General features: G+C 29.1%; 31 protein-coding genes. All 31 read left to right on the top strand.

The annotated features are described in order from the left end of the window. Positions 1-2: 2 nt before the first annotated feature. Positions 3-155: a DUF6906 family protein gene (locus ABUA17_RS06270; protein WP_288218719.1), complete on the top strand. Its 153-nt coding sequence runs from the start codon at positions 3-5 to the stop codon at positions 153-155. Between the two features lie 86 nt (positions 156-241). Continuing rightward, positions 242-1027 carry a conserved phage C-terminal domain-containing protein gene (locus tag ABUA17_RS06265; protein WP_349818001.1) on the top strand — a complete coding sequence of 262 codons (786 nt, stop codon included), beginning with the start codon at positions 242-244 and terminating at the stop codon, positions 1025-1027. After that, positions 915-1697, top strand: a complete 783-nt coding sequence (locus ABUA17_RS06260) for an ATP-binding protein (RefSeq protein WP_349818008.1) — start codon at positions 915-917, stop codon at positions 1695-1697. Before ABUA17_RS06265 ends, ABUA17_RS06260 begins: the two co-directional genes overlap by 113 nt. 240 nt (positions 1698-1937) lie before the next feature. After that, complete coding sequence (locus tag ABUA17_RS06255; protein WP_349818000.1) at positions 1938-2081, top strand: hypothetical protein; 144 nt, start codon at positions 1938-1940, stop codon at positions 2079-2081. Beyond that, positions 2060-2350, top strand: a complete 291-nt coding sequence (locus ABUA17_RS06250) for a hypothetical protein (protein ID WP_349824094.1) — start codon at positions 2060-2062, stop codon at positions 2348-2350. The genes ABUA17_RS06255 and ABUA17_RS06250 overlap by 22 nt, the downstream gene beginning before the upstream one ends. A 16-nt stretch (positions 2351-2366) precedes the next feature. After that, entirely contained in the window at positions 2367-2606 is a 240-nt protein-coding gene (locus ABUA17_RS06245; protein ID WP_288218714.1) for a hypothetical protein, read from the top strand. Between the two features lie 116 nt (positions 2607-2722). Continuing rightward, on the top strand, positions 2723-2926 hold the full coding sequence (locus ABUA17_RS06240; RefSeq protein WP_055291720.1) for a hypothetical protein: 204 nt from the start codon (positions 2723-2725) through the stop codon (positions 2924-2926). Between the two features lie 120 nt (positions 2927-3046). Then, a complete protein-coding gene (locus ABUA17_RS06235) occupies positions 3047-3289 on the top strand; it encodes a DUF3850 domain-containing protein (RefSeq protein WP_288218708.1) in 243 nt (80 codons plus the stop codon). 242 nt (positions 3290-3531) lie between these two features. Next, entirely contained in the window at positions 3532-4092 is a 561-nt protein-coding gene (locus ABUA17_RS06230; RefSeq protein ID WP_288218707.1) for a hypothetical protein, read from the top strand. A gap of 170 nt (positions 4093-4262) precedes the next feature. After that, the gene (locus ABUA17_RS06225) at positions 4263-4742 is read left to right on the top strand and encodes a helix-turn-helix domain-containing protein (RefSeq protein ID WP_288218706.1); all 480 of its coding nucleotides are present in this window, start codon (positions 4263-4265) and stop codon (positions 4740-4742) included. 85 nt (positions 4743-4827) lie between these two features. Further along, positions 4828-4995: a hypothetical protein gene (locus ABUA17_RS06220; RefSeq protein ID WP_288218705.1), complete on the top strand. Its 168-nt coding sequence runs from the start codon at positions 4828-4830 to the stop codon at positions 4993-4995. A gap of 54 nt (positions 4996-5049) precedes the next feature. Beyond that, on the top strand, positions 5050-5274 hold the full coding sequence (locus tag ABUA17_RS06215; protein WP_288218704.1) for a hypothetical protein: 225 nt from the start codon (positions 5050-5052) through the stop codon (positions 5272-5274). Continuing rightward, positions 5274-6083 (top strand): tyrosine-type recombinase/integrase, encoded by an 810-nt coding sequence (locus ABUA17_RS06210; protein WP_288218703.1) that lies wholly within the window; start codon positions 5274-5276, stop codon positions 6081-6083. Before ABUA17_RS06215 ends, ABUA17_RS06210 begins: the two co-directional genes overlap by 1 nt. Positions 6084-6387: 304 nt before the next feature. Next, on the top strand, positions 6388-7110 hold the full coding sequence (terS, locus tag ABUA17_RS06205) for a phage terminase small subunit (RefSeq protein ID WP_288218702.1): 723 nt from the start codon (positions 6388-6390) through the stop codon (positions 7108-7110). 166 nt (positions 7111-7276) lie between these two features. Next, a complete protein-coding gene (locus ABUA17_RS06200) occupies positions 7277-8653 on the top strand; it encodes a terminase large subunit domain-containing protein (protein WP_349817999.1) in 1377 nt (458 codons plus the stop codon). A 322-nt stretch (positions 8654-8975) separates the two neighbouring features. After that, positions 8976-10487, top strand: a complete 1512-nt coding sequence (locus ABUA17_RS06195) for a capsid protein (protein ID WP_349821162.1) — start codon at positions 8976-8978, stop codon at positions 10485-10487. Continuing rightward, on the top strand, positions 10468-10653 hold the full coding sequence (locus ABUA17_RS06190; RefSeq protein ID WP_288161205.1) for a hypothetical protein: 186 nt from the start codon (positions 10468-10470) through the stop codon (positions 10651-10653). The genes ABUA17_RS06195 and ABUA17_RS06190 overlap by 20 nt, the downstream gene beginning before the upstream one ends. Then, the gene (locus ABUA17_RS06185) at positions 10646-11707 is read left to right on the top strand and encodes a phage minor capsid protein (protein ID WP_349817997.1); all 1062 of its coding nucleotides are present in this window, start codon (positions 10646-10648) and stop codon (positions 11705-11707) included. The genes ABUA17_RS06190 and ABUA17_RS06185 overlap by 8 nt, the downstream gene beginning before the upstream one ends. A gap of 31 nt (positions 11708-11738) precedes the next feature. Further along, positions 11739-11885, top strand: coding sequence for a hypothetical protein (locus ABUA17_RS06180; RefSeq protein ID WP_288218697.1), 147 nt, complete (start codon positions 11739-11741; stop codon positions 11883-11885). Positions 11886-11924: 39 nt separating this feature from the next. Then, a complete protein-coding gene (locus tag ABUA17_RS06175) occupies positions 11925-12413 on the top strand; it encodes a crAss001_48 related protein (RefSeq protein ID WP_288218696.1) in 489 nt (162 codons plus the stop codon). A gap of 94 nt (positions 12414-12507) precedes the next feature. Further along, the gene (locus ABUA17_RS06170) at positions 12508-13131 is read left to right on the top strand and encodes a hypothetical protein (RefSeq protein WP_349817996.1); all 624 of its coding nucleotides are present in this window, start codon (positions 12508-12510) and stop codon (positions 13129-13131) included. Positions 13132-13162: 31 nt separating this feature from the next. After that, complete coding sequence (locus tag ABUA17_RS06165; protein ID WP_349817995.1) at positions 13163-14071, top strand: capsid protein; 909 nt, start codon at positions 13163-13165, stop codon at positions 14069-14071. A 12-nt stretch (positions 14072-14083) separates the two neighbouring features. Continuing rightward, positions 14084-14368, top strand: a complete 285-nt coding sequence (locus tag ABUA17_RS06160; RefSeq protein ID WP_288218693.1) for a hypothetical protein — start codon at positions 14084-14086, stop codon at positions 14366-14368. A gap of 31 nt (positions 14369-14399) precedes the next feature. Continuing rightward, entirely contained in the window at positions 14400-14783 is a 384-nt protein-coding gene (locus ABUA17_RS06155) for a head-tail connector protein (RefSeq protein ID WP_288218692.1), read from the top strand. 2 nt (positions 14784-14785) lie between these two features. After that, the gene (locus ABUA17_RS06150; protein WP_288218691.1) at positions 14786-15124 is read left to right on the top strand and encodes a hypothetical protein; all 339 of its coding nucleotides are present in this window, start codon (positions 14786-14788) and stop codon (positions 15122-15124) included. A 4-nt stretch (positions 15125-15128) separates the two neighbouring features. Next, a complete protein-coding gene (locus ABUA17_RS06145; protein ID WP_288218690.1) occupies positions 15129-15611 on the top strand; it encodes a hypothetical protein in 483 nt (160 codons plus the stop codon). After that, a complete protein-coding gene (locus tag ABUA17_RS06140; RefSeq protein WP_288218689.1) occupies positions 15611-16018 on the top strand; it encodes a phage tail terminator protein in 408 nt (135 codons plus the stop codon). The genes ABUA17_RS06145 and ABUA17_RS06140 overlap by 1 nt, the downstream gene beginning before the upstream one ends. Then, a complete protein-coding gene (locus tag ABUA17_RS06135; protein ID WP_349817994.1) occupies positions 16018-16470 on the top strand; it encodes a phage tail tube protein in 453 nt (150 codons plus the stop codon). Before ABUA17_RS06140 ends, ABUA17_RS06135 begins: the two co-directional genes overlap by 1 nt. Before the next feature lie 3 nt (positions 16471-16473). Next, entirely contained in the window at positions 16474-16788 is a 315-nt protein-coding gene (locus tag ABUA17_RS06130) for a hypothetical protein (protein ID WP_288218687.1), read from the top strand. After that, positions 16775-17128 (top strand): Gp15 family bacteriophage protein, encoded by a 354-nt coding sequence (locus ABUA17_RS06125; protein WP_288218752.1) that lies wholly within the window; start codon positions 16775-16777, stop codon positions 17126-17128. The genes ABUA17_RS06130 and ABUA17_RS06125 overlap by 14 nt, the downstream gene beginning before the upstream one ends. Positions 17129-17177: 49 nt before the next feature. After that, positions 17178-19459, top strand: a 2282-nt coding sequence (locus ABUA17_RS06120; protein ID WP_349821163.1) for a phage tail protein, incomplete at its 3' end; no start/stop codon positions are given.

Below are 19459 nucleotides of genomic sequence, written 5' to 3'. Positions count from 1 at the left end.
AAGTGAAGAAACTTAAAAAGTTAACAAGAGAACAAAAGAAATTTTTATTAAATGAAGGGTTGGATCCTAATGACTTTTTAGTTGAAAGAGCAACTCCAGATGAATTTGTATTTTATAACATTCATACAAAAGTTTTATGGAATTTTAGGAGATAAAAGAAAATGGACATACCTCACCGACCAAAGTAAAGGTGTGTCCTAACACAAAAAGATATTTTATATTATATCAGAAAGGATAAAAAATGAAAGAGGCAAATTATTATTCAATAATTCCTGCAAATGTAAGATATGATGAAATTCTTTCAGATAGAGCGAAGTTATTATATGGAGAAATATCAGCATTATCTAATAAAGAAGGTTATTGCTGGGCAACTAATGCTCACTTTGCAGAACTATTCAAAGTAAGTAAAAAAAGTATTTCACGTAATATTCAGGAATTAGTTGATAGAGGTTATATAATTTCTAAAATTTTATATGAAGATAAAGTTGTTACAGAAAGAAGACTATACATTAATAGTTATTATGGTGAAATTCTCACCCCTATGGACAAAACTGTCCATACTCCTATGGACAAAACTGTCCATACCCCTATGGACAAAACTGTCCAATGTAATAATACAAGTATTAATAATACAAGTATTAATATATATAGTCGAGTTATTGATTATTTAAATAAAAAAGCTGATACAAGATATAGAAGTACAACTAAGAAAAATAAAGATTTAATTAAGGCTAGAATAAATGAAGGATTTACCGAAGATGATTTTATCAAAGTTATTGATAACAAAGTTAAAGAGTGGGTCAATACAGATATGCAAAAATATTTAAGACCTGAAACATTGTTTGGTACAAAATTTGAAGGTTATTTAAATCAAAAGGAGGTTGTAAGCAATGGACAATATAGTAACGGGAAACATGGTAATAGATGGGGTTCTGGAAAGAATAAGAGCAGCTTCAACATCGAAACAAACAGCCAATTCGGAGAGCTTAGCGATGAAGATAGGAGAAGAGCCGAAGAACTCATATAATTGCAATTTATGTAAGGATACAACTTGGATACTTGATAATACAGGCAGAGTAGTAGAAAGATGTAAGTGTTATGAGGTTATGAAAGTTAGAGAGCAATGGGAAGCATCGGGATTAAAGACAGATGATTTAGATAAAACATTTTCAACTTATGAGAATTGGAGTAATTTAAGTAAAAACATGAAGAATGCTGCAACAAATTACTACTTAAGGTTTAAGGAAATAGAAAAAACAAAGTATAATTCGATAATGTTTTGTGGACAACCAGGTTCGGGAAAAACTCATTTGTGTATAGCTTTAGCAAATAATTTTATAAAGAAAGACGGCAAGAGAGTTGTTTACATGCCATATCGAGATGTTATTACTAAGTTAAAACAAAATATTTTAGATAAAGAATACTATAAAAGTTTAGTTGGTAAATATCAACTAGCAGAAATATTGCTTATAGATGACTTATTCAAAGGAAAAGTTAATGAAACTGATATTAACATAATGTTTGAGATTATAAACCATAGATACATTAATAAATTACCTATCATAGTTTCAACTGAATATTTGATTGAAGAAATGTTGAATTTTGATGAAGCTATTGGAAGTAGAATTTATGAAATGGCAAAAAATTTCATAGTAGAAATTAAAGGTCAAGAAAATAATTATAGACTTAGACAATAAAGTATTTGCATAGATAAAAAATATTAAATGAAAGGACCTTTGGACAAGCTGTTAAATGTAGTGGGGATTACAAATATAGAATGTTTTAAGTTCCTTTCGCCAATATTTATTAGAGGTGGATCATGGATGAAGAGAGTTTAGAGAAAGCTTTAGTAAAAGCAGTTAAGTATTATTTTAAAGGATTAAGTGCTAAAGAAGCTGTAAATAAAGCGTTAGAAGAAGTAAAGGAAAGGTGAAAATATGGAGTTAACTTATCTATATATAGAAAGATGGAATGGAGAATGCAAAGAAAAAAAGTTTGATAGTTATGATAGTTTAGGGAAATGGATAGCAGATAATGCTACTGAAATAATAAATGTAGATTGCATCCAAGAAGAAATATGAGTATTAATATTAAAGAATTGTTAGAATTGGCAAAGCAAATAATTAAATATGCAAGAGAGAAAACTTACAAAAATCATAAAGATTATGCAGCTATTATTGAGTTGAATTATTTTATATCAGTACATCAACAAAACATAGAAACTATAGAAAGTAAAAAAATATTAGAAAAAATACAAAGCGGTTATTATGATGATGTTCACAAAATAAAGGTAGTTAAGGAGCAAAAGTATAAATTAGCTGATGATAATATGCAGTATAGTTTTTTCTAAGGAGAATTTGAAATTAATGGGAGATAAAATGATAGTTTATAGGTTTGATAAAGAGAGGTTCAATAAAAATGCTGATAAAGGTATTAAGAGAATACTATCTAAACATCTAGATTATATAGATAACTTAGAAGTTAAATTTATAGATGGGGAAGAGTGGGGAACAGTAGAAAATTATGTTGTAGGACAAGAGAGATATTGTTTATATCCAGTAAAAAAAGAATGGTGCAGCATAGAAGAGCAGTTAAGAATAATTTGAAATTATTGCGAACTAAGTGATATTTGAAAATTGAATAATACGGTTATGAAAATATATGTTACAATATACCTTATAGTATTAGATTAATAATTAAGTATGAAAGGTGTGAGATTTATATGATATCAGTGTTAATTGGTATAGGTGTTTTTATTATAGGATTCATAATATCAAGTACTGGTTCAAGTTTTTTAAATGGTGGTAGTGCTGAGTTTTCTTATTATAGTGCAATTATATTTTCAGTATTATACCTTTCAGGAGTTGTGGGAGTAGCTACATCACTTATTCTAAAGGCCTTAGAGAAAAATTATAAGGATAAATAAATTATTATTTTATAAAACTAGATAACATATTATAAAGTGCCGTATTATTCAAAATGAATATGCGGTATTTTTTATTTAGTTCGCAATTCAAAACTATTGTGAAGTAAATGGAGGGTGAAAATGGTACATGAATTAAAAACAGAAAGTAAATACTTTAAGGCAGTATGCAAAGGAAAGAAAACATTTGAGGTTAGAAAAGATGATAGACCATTTAAGGTTGGAGATACTTTGAAATTGGTTGAATATGAAAATGGAAGACTACAATATGCTGAGTGTAATGTAACTATAACTTATATTTTAGGTCGTAATGAAGATGAAAAGAGATATGTTCCAGAAGGATATGTAATATTAGGGATTAAATAATGGAGGTAAAGAATTTATGATATATGAATCAAATAAAACTAAGAAGAAAAATGGATTTGAGTATAAAGAGCAAAGAATGATGATAGATACAGGAGATAGAGTTAATAAGAATGTAATTAATTATATAGAAAAATAATAAAACAATAGGGAATGAGTATTTATTTCAGCATAGTTTTAAGTGCTTATTCTCATATAAAAATCAATATCAATAAAAAGATGACAAGGAGGTTAAAAGTAAGTAAATGGGTAGAGCAATTAATAATCCAGAAAAGTATACAACAAAAGAATTAAAAGCTCTTATGCTATTGGAATTATTAAGGGAATTAAAAGAAAATGGGAGTGTTAATTATATAGAGTTTACAAGAGATTATGGATTTAATCCGCAAAAGCGTTTTTATTATTTGGAAACAATAAAAAAATGGGGTTTAGATATAGAAATAAAGCTTGAAAAAGGGAGATATCCTAATACGATTATAATAGCTAAAAGCCTTAATAATTTTGATAAAGTGGTTGAAAATTTAAATAAGAAAATAAAAAATGTTAATTTATCTGAAGTTTATGTAACGGAAATAGAGAATGATGAAATTGAAGATAAATTTAATATAGAGAATATAATAAACGTAATAATAAAAATGGATTTAACCACTTGTGTTAAAGATAAAGCCATACATAGGCTTACAATAAAGTTAAACCCAAAGAATAAAAAAGAAAGGCAAGCAATCATTGAAGCGTATGAAATGTGGCGCAAAGAATATGTAAAAATATTCAAATATAATATTAAAACGAAAAAACTTGCCAATTAAATAAAAACATATTAGAATGACATCGTAGAATAACTAATAAGCACAAAAAACGCCAGTAATTAGTTGTTAAGAGTGACACAAAAATAAATAAAAAATGAGACGTTTTTAATAAAATGAGACGTTTTGGGGTTGGGGCGAACTATATATTTTTTTAGAAAAGGAGGATTTTCATGAGTAAGTTAAACAAGACGAAGGTTGAAGAATTATATATTAAAGGGTACGGAGCGAAAGATATAGCTAAACAATTAAATTACAGTCCAAGTACTGTAAGAACTTGTATTGAAAGAAATTTCAAATCTTTAAAATTAACTCATGAAAAAGCTAAACAGGCAAGAAAAGATATAGCAAGAATAGCTAAAGAAGAAACAAAAAAATATATGCCCGATAGTACCTTCGTAAAAAAGAATAGATCAGCCTATAAAACTAATAAAGAAACTGGAGATATAGAGTTAAGAAAAGACTTAGGTTATTTAATGCCATACGATGTACCAACAATATTAAAAACAGAAAAGTGTACAAGTATGAAAAAAGAAGCTGAAAGATTAGCAAGTATGATATTTAAAACTTTAGAAGAAAGAGAACTACCAAAAGCAGTATTGGATGATGCAGTTAAGATAATAGATGAAAAATATATATTAGACACATTATAAATTAAAAACTAAAAATAGATTAAGAGAAGAGTTATCAAGTAATTTGGTAGCTCTTTTTATTTTACAAAAAAGGAGTGTTTCAAAGATGATAATGGAAGAAAAAGAAGACGTGGTTATCAGAAGAGAAATGGAATCTGAGCTGATAAGTAAATTCTATGATTTATCAGATGAGGTAGAGACTTGCGCTACATCAGATACAGAAAGTTTAATAAATGGGATGATAAAAATTTATCAAGTTCTTTTCCCTAATTAAATGTTTGGAAAAGTACAGCTAACAAGAATTAAATAATAAGAGAGGACAAAGAAAATGAAAATATCAGAAATTTTAAAGGAGACACAGCAAGATGTTTATGTTAATTTAGAAAGATTAAAAAGAAAAGCTGCAGCAAGAACAAAAGCAAACGACAAAAGCAGATCATCACGAAAAAATAAATCTAAGAAAATAAATATAGACAATGTAAACATAGAAGAATTGATGTCTAATAGATGTTATAGACGTAGTCGTGGTGGAGCTATAAAACAGGTGAGATAATGGCTAAGAAAAAGAAGAGAATTAAAAAAACATTGTTAATAGAAAGTAGTTGCCCTTATTGTAAATTTAAATGGCAAAGAAAAGTTGGTTTAAAAAGAATACAGTGTCCAGCGTGTAAAAAAATTATAGAAAAAATTAATTGCAAAGCAAAAGAAGAATCTAGACCTATTCCAGAGGAAAAATATGAAATATTTAAAGATAGATTATATGAGTTAAGTGGAGAAAAAGAAAAGGAAAGAAATTTAGTTTTATTTCACTTGGGTGTATCGACTGGATATAGATTAGGCGATTTGGTTACTTTAACGATTGGAAATATTCTAGATGCTTTAGTTGAAGGATCATTTTATATACAAGAAGGAAAGCAATATAAACTTTGGGAGTATAGAGAAAAGGAAAGAAAAAAGAAAAGCTTAAAAGGTGAAAAAGTATATAGTGAACAACCGCCTAAAGCGAGAGTGGAACCAATATCAGATAGTTTAAGAAAAGTGTTGGTTGAATATTGCAAAGGCAAAAAAAGAAGTGAGTATGCTTTTGTATCAACTACAAACGCACCAAATCATATACAAGCAGGGACATTTAGTAAAATTCTAAAAAAGGTAAGCGAAGATAAACAGCTTCAATTAAAAAATATTACAGGGCATAGTTTAAGAAAAACATATGCAACGAGAGTATATGAAGAAAGTGGAGGAAATATAGAATTAACTAGAAAAAGGTTAGGACATAAAAATGTAATGACTACACAGTTATACTTAGGATTAGATGAGATATTGAATGAAAAAGTTACAATTGCAGTTCAAAATAGGGCATAATAACTAAAAAAGTAGACTATGTGTTATTAGAAAAATAAAAATTAGAAAAATAAAAAATTCTTACTAATATATGCACTAAAAAAATGACATTAAAAATTAATAACTAATTCTTACAGTAATTAAGTATTACCTAAAATACACTCTAAGATAGATATATCAATAGTTTAAGTATGATTTAAAGCATTATTTAAAAAAGTGAAAATTTAAGATGTGATAAAAAATAAAGAAGATACAAACGGATATATACGATTAAACAAGTAAATAAGAGGGTTTACGACGTATAAATTGTAAGGGGGGTGTTAAGGTGGCAGGAAAAGAAGAAGCATTTAAGTTATTTAAAGATAGTGGAGGAAAAATAACTTCAAAAGAAATAGCAGAAAAGCTTGATATAAGTGTAAATACAATAAATTCATGGAGAGCTAAGGAAAAGTGGAGAAATAAGATAAAAGGACAGTTTGAACCAGGAAATAAAAAGGCGGTAGGACATGGAGCACCAAAGGGTAACTTGAATAGTCTTAAGCATGGAGAATATTGTGATCCTTCAAAATTCTTAGATAAAGGTTTTTTGGCTAAGTATATTCCAACTGCTACGAAAAATATAATTAAAGGTGTTTTAGAGAATGGAGTAACACACCTAGATATGCTATGGGATAATATAGTATTACTTTATTCTTCGATAATAAGATCTCAAAAGATAATGTATGTTAAGAATAAAGATGACATCACTAAGGTAAAGACCAAGGAAGCATATGGAGAAAACTCATCTACAGAAGAATGGGAGTATCAATTTGCTTGGGATAAACAAGAAAAGTTTATTAAATCTCAATCAAGTGCAATGAAAACTCTTAATTCTATGGTTAAGGATTATGAGGAATTATTACAGAAGAATTGGGATTTAGCAACAGAAGAACAAAAATTAAGAATAGAAAAACTTAAGTTAGATATATCTAAAATAACTGGTGAAGAAAACACAGATAAGAACAAAAACACTAAGCTTGATTCTATATTAGAGCAGTTAAGTGAATAGGATAAAAAATTTCGTTTAAATTTTATTTAGCGAAATAAATTTTAAAATAAGAAATTTATTCAACGAAGTTAAGCCATTTGTAAGGGGTAAAAAGAGGAGGAAAGTTTACTTTAACTAAACATTTAATAAGAAATAGAATTTATTAAAGAAAAAAGTTGGAGAAAATATGTCAAATGAATATAAGTTATCAAAAAAATATAAGGATTTTATAAAATATAATGCACCAGTAGAATGTTTAGAGGGAACAACTGCAGCAGGAAAAACTACAGTAGGAATATTAAAGTTTATGTTGCAAGTTGCTAAGTCTAAAAAGAAACAACATGTTATAGCGGCTAAGACTACTGGGGTAGCTGAAAAGAATATAATACAGAAGGAATATGGAATTACTGATGTATTTGGAGAGTTTGTAAAGTATAACGGTAATGGTGATAAAGATGATAAGATACCACATATCAGATATAGCACTCCAAATGGTGAGAAAGTAATATATATTCTAGGTTATGATAATAAAGAAAAATGGAAAATGGCACTAGGTTCACAATTTGGATGTGTTCTTATAGATGAGGTTAATACAGCTAATGTTGAGTTTGTTAGAGAAATAAGTACCAGAAATGATTACTTAATGATGACACTTAATCCAGATGATCCAAACTTACCAATCTATAAAGAATTTATAAATTGTGCTAGACCATTAGAAAAATATAGAGATGATGTACCAGTAGAAATATTAGAGCAACTCAATTCAGAAGAGAAGCCTAATTGGACCTACTGGTTTTTTAGTTTCTATGATAATGCATCTTTAAGTGAAGAAGATATTGAAAAGAAAAAGTTAAGTGCTCCAAAAGGTACTAAGCTTTATAAAAATAAAATCTTAGGCTTAAGGGGAAGAGCAACAGGAATTATATTTAGCAATTTTGAAAGAAAGAATCATGTTGTTAGCAAGGAATATGCTAAGGGATTTATTAGAGATAGAAGCAATAAGTTACAAATAGAATGGTTTGAAATATTTAGTGCTGGATTAGATACGGCCTATTCTAGCAATAGTCCTGATACTATTTCTATGAGTTTTATTGGAATAACTAATAAAGGTAATTGTTTTATATTAGATGAAAAAGTATATAACAATGCTAATTTAGATACACCAATAGCTCCAAGTGATACAGTAAAAAACTTTATAGATTTTCTAGAGAGGAATAGAAAAGAGTGGGGATTTGCTAAAGATGTATTTATAGATTCAGCGGACCAAGCAACTATAACAGAGTTTGCTAAATATAAAAGGTTAAATGGTACAGTATATAATTTTAATAATGCCTGGAAGAAAACAACTATTATAGATAGAATAAATCTTCAGTTAGGTTGGTTTGCTCATAATCAATACAAGATTTTAAATCATTGTGCAAATTATATATCTGAACTAGAAACATATAGCTGGATGGAGGATAAAGACAATACTCCAGAAGATGCTAATGACCATATGGTTAATAGTACTCAATATAGTTGGTTGCCTTACAAAAATCGCATAGGAATTTCAAATAATTTATGATATTTAAAAGAGAAAAATAACTTATTTTTCATAAAACTGCGCGTTTTACCACAATAAAACTGCGCAAAATGTAAAAAAGTAATATTTATACTTTTATAAAACTAAGTAAATAAGCCGATTCAATAAAAAACTGCGCGATTTCATTATTCTGCGCAGTTTTTAAAATTAAAACAAAAGCTATAAAAATAACTTTATGAGTAGAAATAAAATTATATATATGATATATGGCTTTATAATCAAATTTAAGGTTAGTTTTAATTAAAAAGTATAAAACATTGTTAAATAATAAAAAAACGTTATATAGAGCGAATAGAGGTGAAAAATGAAGATAACAGAGAAAGTGAGGAATTTTATGAGAAGCTTTTTAAGAATACAAGAAGCTCAAACCACTAGTTTTAATATACAGGAAAGTATGAACTATGAAACAAATGTATTTAAAAATAAGATTTGGTATAGGGGCGATAGTTATGAATTAGAGCAGTTATACAAGCAGTTGCAAAATAATAATTTCTCATTTTGGGGGAGTGTTCCAACGGTAGGTATGGAAATAAGAAAAATACATACTGGATTACCTAAAATAATAGTTAATAAATTAGCTGATATTACATTAACTGATTTAAATGATATATCTTTTGAAGATAGAAGTTTAAATGAAACATGGGAAGCTATAGTTAAGGAAAATAAATTTTATAAATTATTAGATAGATCAACAAAGAAAGTTTTAGTAGCTGGTGATGGTGCTTTTAAGATATCTTTTGATTCAAATATATCTAAATATCCTATTATAGAATTTTATGATGGTGATGATATTGAGATAGTATATGAAAGAGGGCGTATGAAAGAAATTATCTTTAATACCGTTTATAAACATAATACAAAAGTATACAACTTAAAAGAAACTTACGGTTATGGATATATAACATATAAACTATTCATAAATAATAACGAAGTACCATTAAGTAGTATTCCACAAACAAGTGATTTAGCAGATGTAACTTTTGATAAGAGTTTTAATATGGCAGTTCCATTTATGATATATGAATCAGAGAAATGGGAAGGTAGAGGGCAAAGTATATTTGACTCTAAAACCGATAACTTTGATAGTTTAGATGAAACCTGGAGTCAATGGATAGATGCATTAAGAGCAGGAAGAGCAAAAACATATATACCAGATGATTTATTACCTAGAGATATTAAGACTGGGGAAATAATGAAACCTAACTACTTTGATAATAGGTTTATTCAAACCGATAAGAGTATGAAAGAAAATGCAGATAGTAAAATCACTACTGAACAACCGGGTATACCAACAGAATCTTATCTTCAAACTTACGTTACAGCTTTAGATCTATGTTTACAAGGATTAATTTCTCCATCAACATTAGGAATTGATAATAAGAAACTGGATAATGCAGAGGCTCAAAGAGAAAAGGAAAAGACAACCCTTTATTCAAGACAAGCTATTATAGATGCATTAACTGAAATGTTAGCTAGATTAGTTGATGTAATATTTAAGGCTTACGATACTTCTTTAAATCAAAGTATTAGTGATTTAGAAGTAGAAATAAGTTTTGGAGAATATGCATCACCTTCATTTGAAGCAGTTGTTGAAACACTATCTAATCCAAATACACCAATGTCTATAGAAGCAAAGGTTGAGGAAATGTGGGGAGATAGTAAAGATGATAAATGGAAAGAAGAAGAGGTTAGAAGAATTAAAGAGCAAGCAGGAATTATTACTATGGAAGAACCATTTGTAGGAGGGGATATAGATGAAGATAGTGAAGGTGATAATAAACAATCGAGTATACCAGATGGAGAGAAAGAATATTAATGGGTTCCTCGAAAGTATCAAAGAATATGTGGTGTTAGGTATATATGCAGTAGAAAAAAATAATATTGTAGAAATTAAAAGAGATGTACTACCATCAAAAACTAAATTAAAAGAAGAAATAAGAAAATATAAAGCACAAGGCTATAAGGTGTATAGTAATGGCTAAAGATTATGATATAGTTGCAGCATTTCAAAAGATAGAAGAAGAATTAATAAATTCTATGATTGGGAATATTAAAAGACATACTGACTGGGAAAAAACAGAAGGTTTTGAATGGAGTATGTGGCAGGCTGAACAACTTAAGGCATTAGAAAAGTATAGAAGCGCTAATATAAAGAAATTCAAAGGATATTTTTTAACTATTAATAAGCAAATAGAAGAAGTGTTAGAAAAAGCCTATAAAGAAGGTAATATGCAACAAGAAATTGAAATATTATCAGCCTTAAGAGAAGGATATATATTCAAAAAAAGAAAGAAAAAGAATATTACTTTAAATGCTAAGTTTTTTAGAATAAATGATAGAAAACTTAATGCATTAATTAAAGCTACTAAGAAAGATTTCAAGAAAGCGCAATTAGCAATGTTGAGAATGGCTAATGATCAATATAGAAAAATAATATTTAACGCTCAAGTATATGCTAATACTGGTGCTGGAACTATAGAAAAAGCTATTGATATGGCGAGTAGGGATTTTATGGCAAGTGGTATTAATTGTATTGAATACAAAAATGGTGCTAGAGTTAATGTTACAAGCTATGTTGATATGGCTATTAGAACAGCAAATAAAAGAGCTTACCTTCAAGGCGAAGGAGATAAGAGAAAAGAATGGGGAATTAGTACGGTTATAGTGATAAGTAGAGGTGGTGGTTGTCCTAAATGTGTTCCACATCAAGGTAAAATATATATTGATGATGTATGGAGTGGTGGAAGTTCTAAAGATGGATCATATCCATTGCTTAGTTCAGCTATAGCAAAAGGATTATATCATCCAAACTGTAGAGATACTCACACAACATATTTTGAAGGAATAACATCTAAACCTAAAAGAACTACTAAAGAGCAACAAGAAGAAAATATAAGACTATACAATGAGCAACAAAGGAAAAATTATATAGAAAGACAAGTTAAAAAATACACTAATCTTGAAAATAGAAGTTTTGATAATGAAAATAAGATAAAGTATAAGAATAAAAAAGAAATTTGGAAAAAGGAGAGATAATTAGCACTTACATAAGTAGGTGCTTTTATTTATGCCTAAAGTTGGAGGAGTTATGAAAATAATAGAAAAGTTAAAACAAGTATTTAACACTAAAAATCATAAACATGAAATAGAGTATCAAAAAGGCTTTGGTTACAGGTGCAAACGGTGTGATAAACCTAAATCACAATGTAAATAAAGTCTTTTATTATGCTTAAAATTAAGGAGGAATTTAAAAATGGAATTAAAAGAGACTGTTCAAATGATGGGAAGTTCAGATTATAAAGAAAGGTTTAGAGCGGAGTATTTACAATTAAAAATAAGAATAAATGGATTAAGAAATATGCTTGAGAAATATAAAGATGGTACTTTAAAATTTAAACCATCTTGTAGTTATGATTTATTAAATGGTCAATTAAAATCAATGGAAGTGTATGCTCAATATTTAGAGGAGAGAGCTGAAATAGAAAATATAGAATTAGAAGAAAAAAGAAAAAATTGTGGATCCGCAAATAATGAGAAGATAAATATAATTATTATTATGTGTGATGGTGAAGAAATTATTATATACACGCCAAAGGAGATTGAGGATGTAGTTGAAGATATTCATAATAGTGTTGAAGAAGGGTGCGATATATTTTTTATAGAAGATTATTATAGAAAAAGTAAAATCTATTTTAACCCTTACAAAGTAAGTTCAATAAAGTATTTTAGAAAATGGAATTAAGTCTTAGGAAACTAAGGCTTTTTATTATGCCCAAAACTTGCTTAAGGCTTAAAACTGTGGAAGTAAATAAAGTTAATATTAGGAGGCGAAAAAGTTGAAAAGAAAGTTAATTATGAACCTACAGTTATTTGGTTTAGGTCAATTTTCTAGACCATTTTTAAATGCAGATAATGGAGCTGGTAATGGAGGAGAAGGAAATCCGCCAGCGAATGAAGGTGCTCCAAAAGGAGAAGATGGGAATCCAACAGGAGAAGAACCTAAAACTTTTACCCAAGATGAATTAGATGCAATTGTAAAAGATAAAATTGCTAAAGCAAAAAAAGGTCAGCCATCAAAGGAAGAATTAGAAGAATTTAAACAATGGAAAGAAAGTCAAAAGACAGAAGAGGAGAAAAGAACAGAAGCATTAAATAATGCAGAACAAGCAAGATTAGCAGCAGAGGAGAAAGCAACAGCTTTAGAAGCAAAGGTAACTTGTTTAACTAAAGGAGTTACAGCTAATAGTGTTGATGATGTTGTTATATTAGCAAAAGCTATGGTTACTGATGATGTAACTATGGAACAAGCTATTGATAAGGTATTAGAAAAATACCCTTCTTTTAAAGGGGAACAACAAAAGCAAGAGCAAAACCAAAATGGTTTTATAATTGGTGCTAATAATACAAAACAAAAAGCAAATCCAAATGATGCAATAGCAAGAGCATTTGGAATTAAATAATTAACTAAAAATAAGAAATGGAGATGAAATTATGGCAGTATACAGTTATGCAGAAAAATTTGAACAAGCATTACAACAAAAATATGCGAAGGAGTTAACATCTTATGCATTAGAGCAATCTAATCCACAGGTGAAATTTATTAATGCTCAAACTATTAAATTACCTAATATCACAGTAAGTGGATATAAGGACCACAATAGAAGTAATATGGGATTTAATACTGGAAGCATATCTAATGAATGGGAACCAAAGAAATTAGCGCATGATAGAGATATAGAATTTGCTTTAGATCCAATGGATATAGATGAAACTAATTTAGTTATAGAAGTAGCAAATGTTCAAAATGTATTTGAAACAGAACAAGCTATTCCGGAAAGAGATTCTTATAGATATTCTAAGTTATATTCAGAAGCCAAGACTTACACTACAAATGGAGCAGTAATAGATACTACTACAACATTAACTACAGCTAATATTTTAGACTGGTTTGATGACCAAATGGAGAAAATGGATGATGCAGGAGTTCCGAGTGAAGGAAGAATACTTTATGTTATTCCATCAATTCACAAGATGCTTAAACAAGCAGAAGGATTAACAAGAAATATTGATGTTAATTCAAATAATGGGAAAATTGATAGAAGAGTTTACTCTTTAGATGATGTAACTATAGTAAAAGTTCCATCTAGTAGAATGAAGACTAAGTATAATTTCACTAATGGATGTGTTGCTGCAGATGATGCAAAGCAAATATATATGATACTTATTCATCCATCATGCCAAGTAACTAGAAGTAAATATGCATATATGAAGTTATTTACTCCAGGTACAGATTCAAGAACAGCAGATAAGTATGTATATCAAACTAGAGAATATGGTGATACATTCTTAATTAAAAATAAAGCTTGTGGTATTGCTATTAATGCAGAAGCAGAAGATTAGGAGGAATAATATATGAAGGCAACAAAAGGAAATAAGGTTTATACAATAGATGAAACACAAAAAGCTATGTATCAAGCACAGGGTTATGACATAGTAGAAGATGATGGAACAGTAATTCAATACGGAGCTGGCAAAACTGTTTCGTATGAAAAGTATGCAGTTTTAATGAAATGGAAAACATCTTTGGAAGAAAAAATAGCAGAGCTAACAAAAGAGAATGAACAATTAAGAACTAAGTTATCTGCTATTGATACTCAAGATAAAGAAGAATCTAAAGCAAAAGGTAAGGGGAAATAATCCCCTTATTTTTATATAAGGATGTGAGTATATGTCATATGTAGATAAAACATATTATACAGATATCTTTAAAGGTAATGAGATAGATGATAATGATATAGATAAATTATTAAGAAAGGCAAGTAGGCATATTGATACATTAACTTTTAACAGAATTAAAGGGTTAGGATTTGAGAAATTAACTGATTTTCAAAAGGAAATTATCAAAGAAGTAACTTGTGAATTAGCAGAGTTTGAATATGAAAATGCAGAGCTTATTGAAAATGTATTATCTAGTTATAGTATTAATGGAATATCAATGAACTTTGGTGGTAGTTGGAATGTACAATTAGTAAAAGGTGTTGCAATACCAACAGAGTTACATGAAACATTAAAACAAACTGGATTATGTTCATTAAGTTTTAGGAGGGTTTGATCATGAAATATCCATGTTTAGTACCTAAAAAATTTTGTAAAACTCCAATTAAAGTTACTATTTTTCAAGAAGGAATAAGTGAAGATGGTGAGCCTTTAAAAGCTATTGAAATTGATACTAAAGGTAATTATCAAGATAAAGCAAAAACGGTTTTAACAGCAGAGAAGAAGTTTGTGAGAATAGAAGGAACAATATTGATACCAGGAGATATTGCTCCTGGTATTTCTTCTATATCATCTGGAGAAGTTGAGGTGCTTGGTATTAAAAGAAATATATACAAAGGTGAAAAAGCTCGTAATCCAGATAGCACAGTAAATTATACAAAGTTGGAGTTGAATTAATAATATGGCAAGAGCGACAAGTACTGTAATAATAAATCAACAAAGAATTAGACAATTAACACAAGCACAAGTACAAGCTTTAGAAATGACAGCAGAAGCTTTACACACGGAAGTTGTCCAAGCACAAGTGATTCCATTTGGAGAAACCAAGAAAGAAACATATAAAGAATATGGAGTTAGAGGGCAATTTGCTAAAAATGGAAGAGAGTATAAAGGTAAAACAAAAACTAGAGTTATTTATCAAGGAGGTACTTTACAAAATGAAAGTACTTTTGTTGATTATAGTAATAGTTCAAAAGGGACTTGTACGTTAATATCATCAACTCCTTATGCAAGAAGGCTTTATTACCATCCAGAATATAATTTCAATACTAGTGAAAATAAAAATGCAAAAGGTAAGTGGTATGCAGATTGGATTGATGGAGAAGAAAAGGACTTCTGCAAAAAGACTTTTAAAAAGTTTTATAAAAGATTAGGAGGAGTTTAATGTTAGGATTAGCAGATATAAGGGATTGGTTAAAAACTCTTAATAATAAAGCTGATAATTACTATATAGGAAAGCTTGACAATAAGAATGATAAATCAATCGGAGTATATCAAGGTAAAAATACTATATCTCCTAGAATAACTCTAGGAGGTTGTGAAAACTCTTCTTATGAAGTAAAGGCAATTACTATACTTATACATTGGAATTTAAATGCAAGGGAAACAGAAGAGTTTTCGTATAAGTTATATGAAGAGTTATTAAAACAAAATAGTGTAGTTATTAATAATCATAGAATCAAGATGATTAAGTTAATAACAAATGAGCCTATTGATATAGGAACGGATGAAAAGAACGTATATGAAAGAGTTATAGATTTAGAATTTTATTATGAAAGGAATGAAGGATAATGGCTACGGTAACAAGTGGAGTTTATCCAGTGCACCAAAATAAATTTAAAATAGGTATAAATGGGTCTACTAGTACCTCACCAACAAATATGAAAGAAATTAAAGATTTAGAAACATTCTCATTATCTATGGACAATAATATTGAAGAATGGGCTGCTTTAGATCAAGAAGGCTGGACTAGAAGAATGGCAACAGGAAAAGGATTCTCTATTTCACTAAGTGGTAAAAGAAGTGTTGGAGATCCAGGAAATGATTATGTAGCAGGATTATTATTTAAGAATGCACAAGATTTAGAGAGTAAATTTGAATGGATATTTCCAGATGGAACAAAAGTATCATTTGATTGTATAGTTAATGTTACAAATGTAGGTTCTGGGGATGCAACAAATGTCGGAGCATTAGAGTTTGAAGTGCTTTCAAATGGTAAGCCAACAATTAGTACGGAGGAATAAAAAATGAGTATGATAGATATTTCAAAGAAATTAAGTAATGATAAACCGGTAATAAAAATTGCAGAAGGAAAGGAATATAAAATTAATAATAGCAAAAATACTATGTTATTAATTAATCAAGAAATGCAAAATAATAAAAATGAATTAGAAGCAATGGATAAGGCTGTTAAATTAGCATTAGGACAAAGTGCTTTTGAAGAAATTGAAAACATGGAATTATCTTTTGCAGATTATAAAGTTTTATTTATAGGTATTATGGCTGGAGTTTCTGACCAAAGTTATGAAGAAGTAGAAAAGAGTTTTAATACACCCAGCTAAAGAGAAGCAAGAATCTTGGTATGATCTATTAGATGATTATGACTTAATAGAAGCAAGTTTTGCAAAGCAATACGGAATAAGATTGAGAAATGAGCCGGATATGACATGGAGTGAGTTTGCTACTTTACTTAGTGGCCTTATGCCAGATACACCATTAGGGCAAATTATTTCAATTAGAGCCGAAAAGGATAAAGAAGTAATAAAAAGATTTACTAAAGAACAAAAAAGAATACAAAGTGATTGGAAAAGAAGACAATCTAAAAATATTGATAAAGAAAGTTATGACGATGCGATGAATGCATTTAAAAATATGTTTATCTCAATGGCTAACAGTAAGTAAGCACCTAGTTTATTCTAGGTGTTTTTATTTTTCATTAGGGAGGTGAGATATGTCAGCAGAAAGTGTAGGTCAAATTGGTTTAGATTTGGTTGTCAACCAAAATCAATTTGATAGGCAAATGAGAGGAATAACTAATATAGCAAGTAAAGCTGGTAAGGTGTTAGCTGGAGCATTTGCAATAAAAAAAATAACTGAATTTACATCTGCATGTCTTGATTTAGGAAGTGATTTAGCCGAAGTACAAAATGTAGTTGATGTTGCTTTTAGTAAAATGAATGAGCAAGTAAATAATTTTGCTCAAAATGCAGTTTTTCAATTTGGTTTAAGTGAAACAATGGCTAAAAAGTATACTGGAACATTTGGAGCAATGGCAAAAGCTTTTGGATTTGCAGAAAATGAAGCTTATGCAATGTCAACAACACTTACTGGATTAGCTGGAGATGTAGCTTCTTTTTATAATATTACACAAGATGAAGCATATACAAAACTAAAATCTGTATTTTCTGGGGAAACCGAAACATTAAAAGATTTAGGAATAGTAATGACTCAAACAGCATTAGATCAATATGCATTAGCCAATGGGTATGGTAAAACAACTAGTGCTATGACAGAACAAGAAAAAGTTGCTTTAAGATATGCATTTGTTCAACAGCAATTAGCATTGGCGCAAGGTGATTTTGCTAGGACAAGTGATTCATGGGCCAATCAAGTAAGGATATTAAAATTACAATTTGATAGCTTAAGAGCAAGCTTAGGACAAGGATTTATTGCAGCATTAACTCCAGTAATTAAAGTGATAAATACAGTTATGGGGAAATTAGTTCAATTAGCTAATGTATTTAGTGCATTTATGAAACGGTTATTTGGTGTAAAAAGTGATTCAAGTTCAGGAATAGGAGCAGTAACTTCGGATGTATCTAGTGCAACTACTGCAATGGATAACTTAAGTAATTCAACTAGCGGAGTTGGAAGTGCTGCAAAAAAAGCAGCTAAAGAAATAAAAGGGTTAATGGGAATTGATGAAATAAATACTATTAGCTCAACTGGTTCAGATAGTGATAGTGGAAGTGGTTCCGGTGGTTCTTCTGGTATAGGAGACATAGGAATGGGTGACTTGGATTTTTCACAGCAAGAAGATGCAATGGATGGAATGCTAAGTAAAGCCGAAGAGTTTGCAGATAAGGTTAAAAATTTCTTTGGTCAGATAAGAGATTTTATTGTGAAAAATAAAGATGTAATAATATCAGCTTTAGCAGGAATAGCAGCGGCATTCACAACTTATTTCGTAATTTCAAATTGGTCTCAAATAATCGGTGGGATTACTGGTGCATTTTCTGGGTTAGCTGGTGCTATAGGATCTATTAGTTTACCGATACTTGGAATATCTGCATTAATAGGATTATTAGTCGGAAATATAGTTTATTTATGGAGAACTAATGAACAGTTTAGAAATTCTGTAATTGAGGTATGGAATAACATAAAAGATTTTATCAATACTGTTATAACTGATATAGGGAGTATATTAACTAATCTATGGAATAAATATGGTCAAACTCTTTTGAATAACTTAAAAGGATTTATGAAGAGCATCCAAGACTTAATAGTGGCTGTGTGGGAAAATATAATAAAACCTATAATAGAAAATGCATTGGAAATGCTTACATGGTTATGGAATGATCACCTTAAAGGATTAGTAGAAGAATTAGGCGAATTTATTATGAAGTTAACTAATGGAGCTCTTGAGATATGGAATAAATTTATATCTCCTATTGTTGATTTTTTAGTAAAAACATTAGGTCCGATTTTTGTTACGGTATTTAACTATATAGTTGATAGTATAGGTACAGCAATAGCAACTATATCCGATATAGTAAAATCTTTATTAAAGGTATTCGGAGGGATAATAGATTTTCTTGTTGGTGTTTTTACTGGAAATTGGAGCAAAGCATGGGAAGGTGTTAGAAATATATTTAAAGGAATTTTCGAAGGTTTAGTGAGTATAGCAAAATGGCCATTAAATCTGATAATAGATATGGTTAACGCAGCTATTTCTGGAATAAATACTATGATAAAAACAATAAATAAAGTTCCAGGAGTTAATATATCAACTGTACCTAAAATTCCTAAGTTAGCAAAAGGGGGAATTATAGATAGTCCAACAATTGCGATGGTAGGAGAAGCTGGGAAAGAAGCTGTAATGCCACTTGAAAATAATACAGGATGGATAACTGATTTAGCTTCAAAGGTTGCTGATAGATTACCTTCACAATCAAGTACTAATAATAACAATGACCAGCCTATTAATTTTACTATTCAGGTCGGGCAAACTAC

This window comes from Clostridium sp. RTP31139st1_H3_RTP31139_211217, assembly GCF_040227035.1.
Taxonomy (GTDB): Bacteria; Bacillota; Clostridia; order Clostridiales; family Clostridiaceae; genus Clostridium; species Clostridium saudiense.
The sequence above is the reverse complement of the archived record's forward strand: the minus strand, read 5'-3'. Positions and strand labels throughout refer to the sequence as shown.

Coding starts and splice junctions, on each gene's coding strand:
- ABUA17_RS06135 (WP_349817994.1), top strand. CDS start 16,018: ATGGCTACGGTAACAAGTGGAGTTTATCCAGTGCACCAAAATAAATTT.
- ABUA17_RS06200 (WP_349817999.1), top strand. CDS start 7,277: ATGTCAAATGAATATAAGTTATCAAAAAAATATAAGGATTTTATAAAA.
- ABUA17_RS06155 (WP_288218692.1), top strand. CDS start 14,400: ATGTCATATGTAGATAAAACATATTATACAGATATCTTTAAAGGTAAT.
- ABUA17_RS06215 (WP_288218704.1), top strand. CDS start 5,050: ATGAAAATATCAGAAATTTTAAAGGAGACACAGCAAGATGTTTATGTT.
- ABUA17_RS06255 (WP_349818000.1), top strand. CDS start 1,938: ATGGAGTTAACTTATCTATATATAGAAAGATGGAATGGAGAATGCAAA.
- ABUA17_RS06220 (WP_288218705.1), top strand. CDS start 4,828: ATGATAATGGAAGAAAAAGAAGACGTGGTTATCAGAAGAGAAATGGAA.
- ABUA17_RS06150 (WP_288218691.1), top strand. CDS start 14,786: ATGAAATATCCATGTTTAGTACCTAAAAAATTTTGTAAAACTCCAATT.
- ABUA17_RS06145 (WP_288218690.1), top strand. CDS start 15,129: ATGGCAAGAGCGACAAGTACTGTAATAATAAATCAACAAAGAATTAGA.
- ABUA17_RS06140 (WP_288218689.1), top strand. CDS start 15,611: ATGTTAGGATTAGCAGATATAAGGGATTGGTTAAAAACTCTTAATAAT.
- ABUA17_RS06225 (WP_288218706.1), top strand. CDS start 4,263: ATGAGTAAGTTAAACAAGACGAAGGTTGAAGAATTATATATTAAAGGG.
- ABUA17_RS06230 (WP_288218707.1), top strand. CDS start 3,532: ATGGGTAGAGCAATTAATAATCCAGAAAAGTATACAACAAAAGAATTA.
- ABUA17_RS06240 (WP_055291720.1), top strand. CDS start 2,723: ATGATATCAGTGTTAATTGGTATAGGTGTTTTTATTATAGGATTCATA.
- ABUA17_RS06175 (WP_288218696.1), top strand. CDS start 11,925: ATGGAATTAAAAGAGACTGTTCAAATGATGGGAAGTTCAGATTATAAA.
- ABUA17_RS06235 (WP_288218708.1), top strand. CDS start 3,047: ATGGTACATGAATTAAAAACAGAAAGTAAATACTTTAAGGCAGTATGC.
- ABUA17_RS06130 (WP_288218687.1), top strand. CDS start 16,474: ATGAGTATGATAGATATTTCAAAGAAATTAAGTAATGATAAACCGGTA.
- ABUA17_RS06245 (WP_288218714.1), top strand. CDS start 2,367: ATGGGAGATAAAATGATAGTTTATAGGTTTGATAAAGAGAGGTTCAAT.
- ABUA17_RS06260 (WP_349818008.1), top strand. CDS start 915: ATGGTAATAGATGGGGTTCTGGAAAGAATAAGAGCAGCTTCAACATCG.
- ABUA17_RS06195 (WP_349821162.1), top strand. CDS start 8,976: ATGAAGATAACAGAGAAAGTGAGGAATTTTATGAGAAGCTTTTTAAGA.
- ABUA17_RS06180 (WP_288218697.1), top strand. CDS start 11,739: ATGCCTAAAGTTGGAGGAGTTATGAAAATAATAGAAAAGTTAAAACAA.
- ABUA17_RS06210 (WP_288218703.1), top strand. CDS start 5,274: ATGGCTAAGAAAAAGAAGAGAATTAAAAAAACATTGTTAATAGAAAGT.
- ABUA17_RS06185 (WP_349817997.1), top strand. CDS start 10,646: ATGGCTAAAGATTATGATATAGTTGCAGCATTTCAAAAGATAGAAGAA.
- ABUA17_RS06165 (WP_349817995.1), top strand. CDS start 13,163: ATGGCAGTATACAGTTATGCAGAAAAATTTGAACAAGCATTACAACAA.
- ABUA17_RS06160 (WP_288218693.1), top strand. CDS start 14,084: ATGAAGGCAACAAAAGGAAATAAGGTTTATACAATAGATGAAACACAA.
- ABUA17_RS06190 (WP_288161205.1), top strand. CDS start 10,468: ATGGAGAGAAAGAATATTAATGGGTTCCTCGAAAGTATCAAAGAATAT.
- ABUA17_RS06265 (WP_349818001.1), top strand. CDS start 242: ATGAAAGAGGCAAATTATTATTCAATAATTCCTGCAAATGTAAGATAT.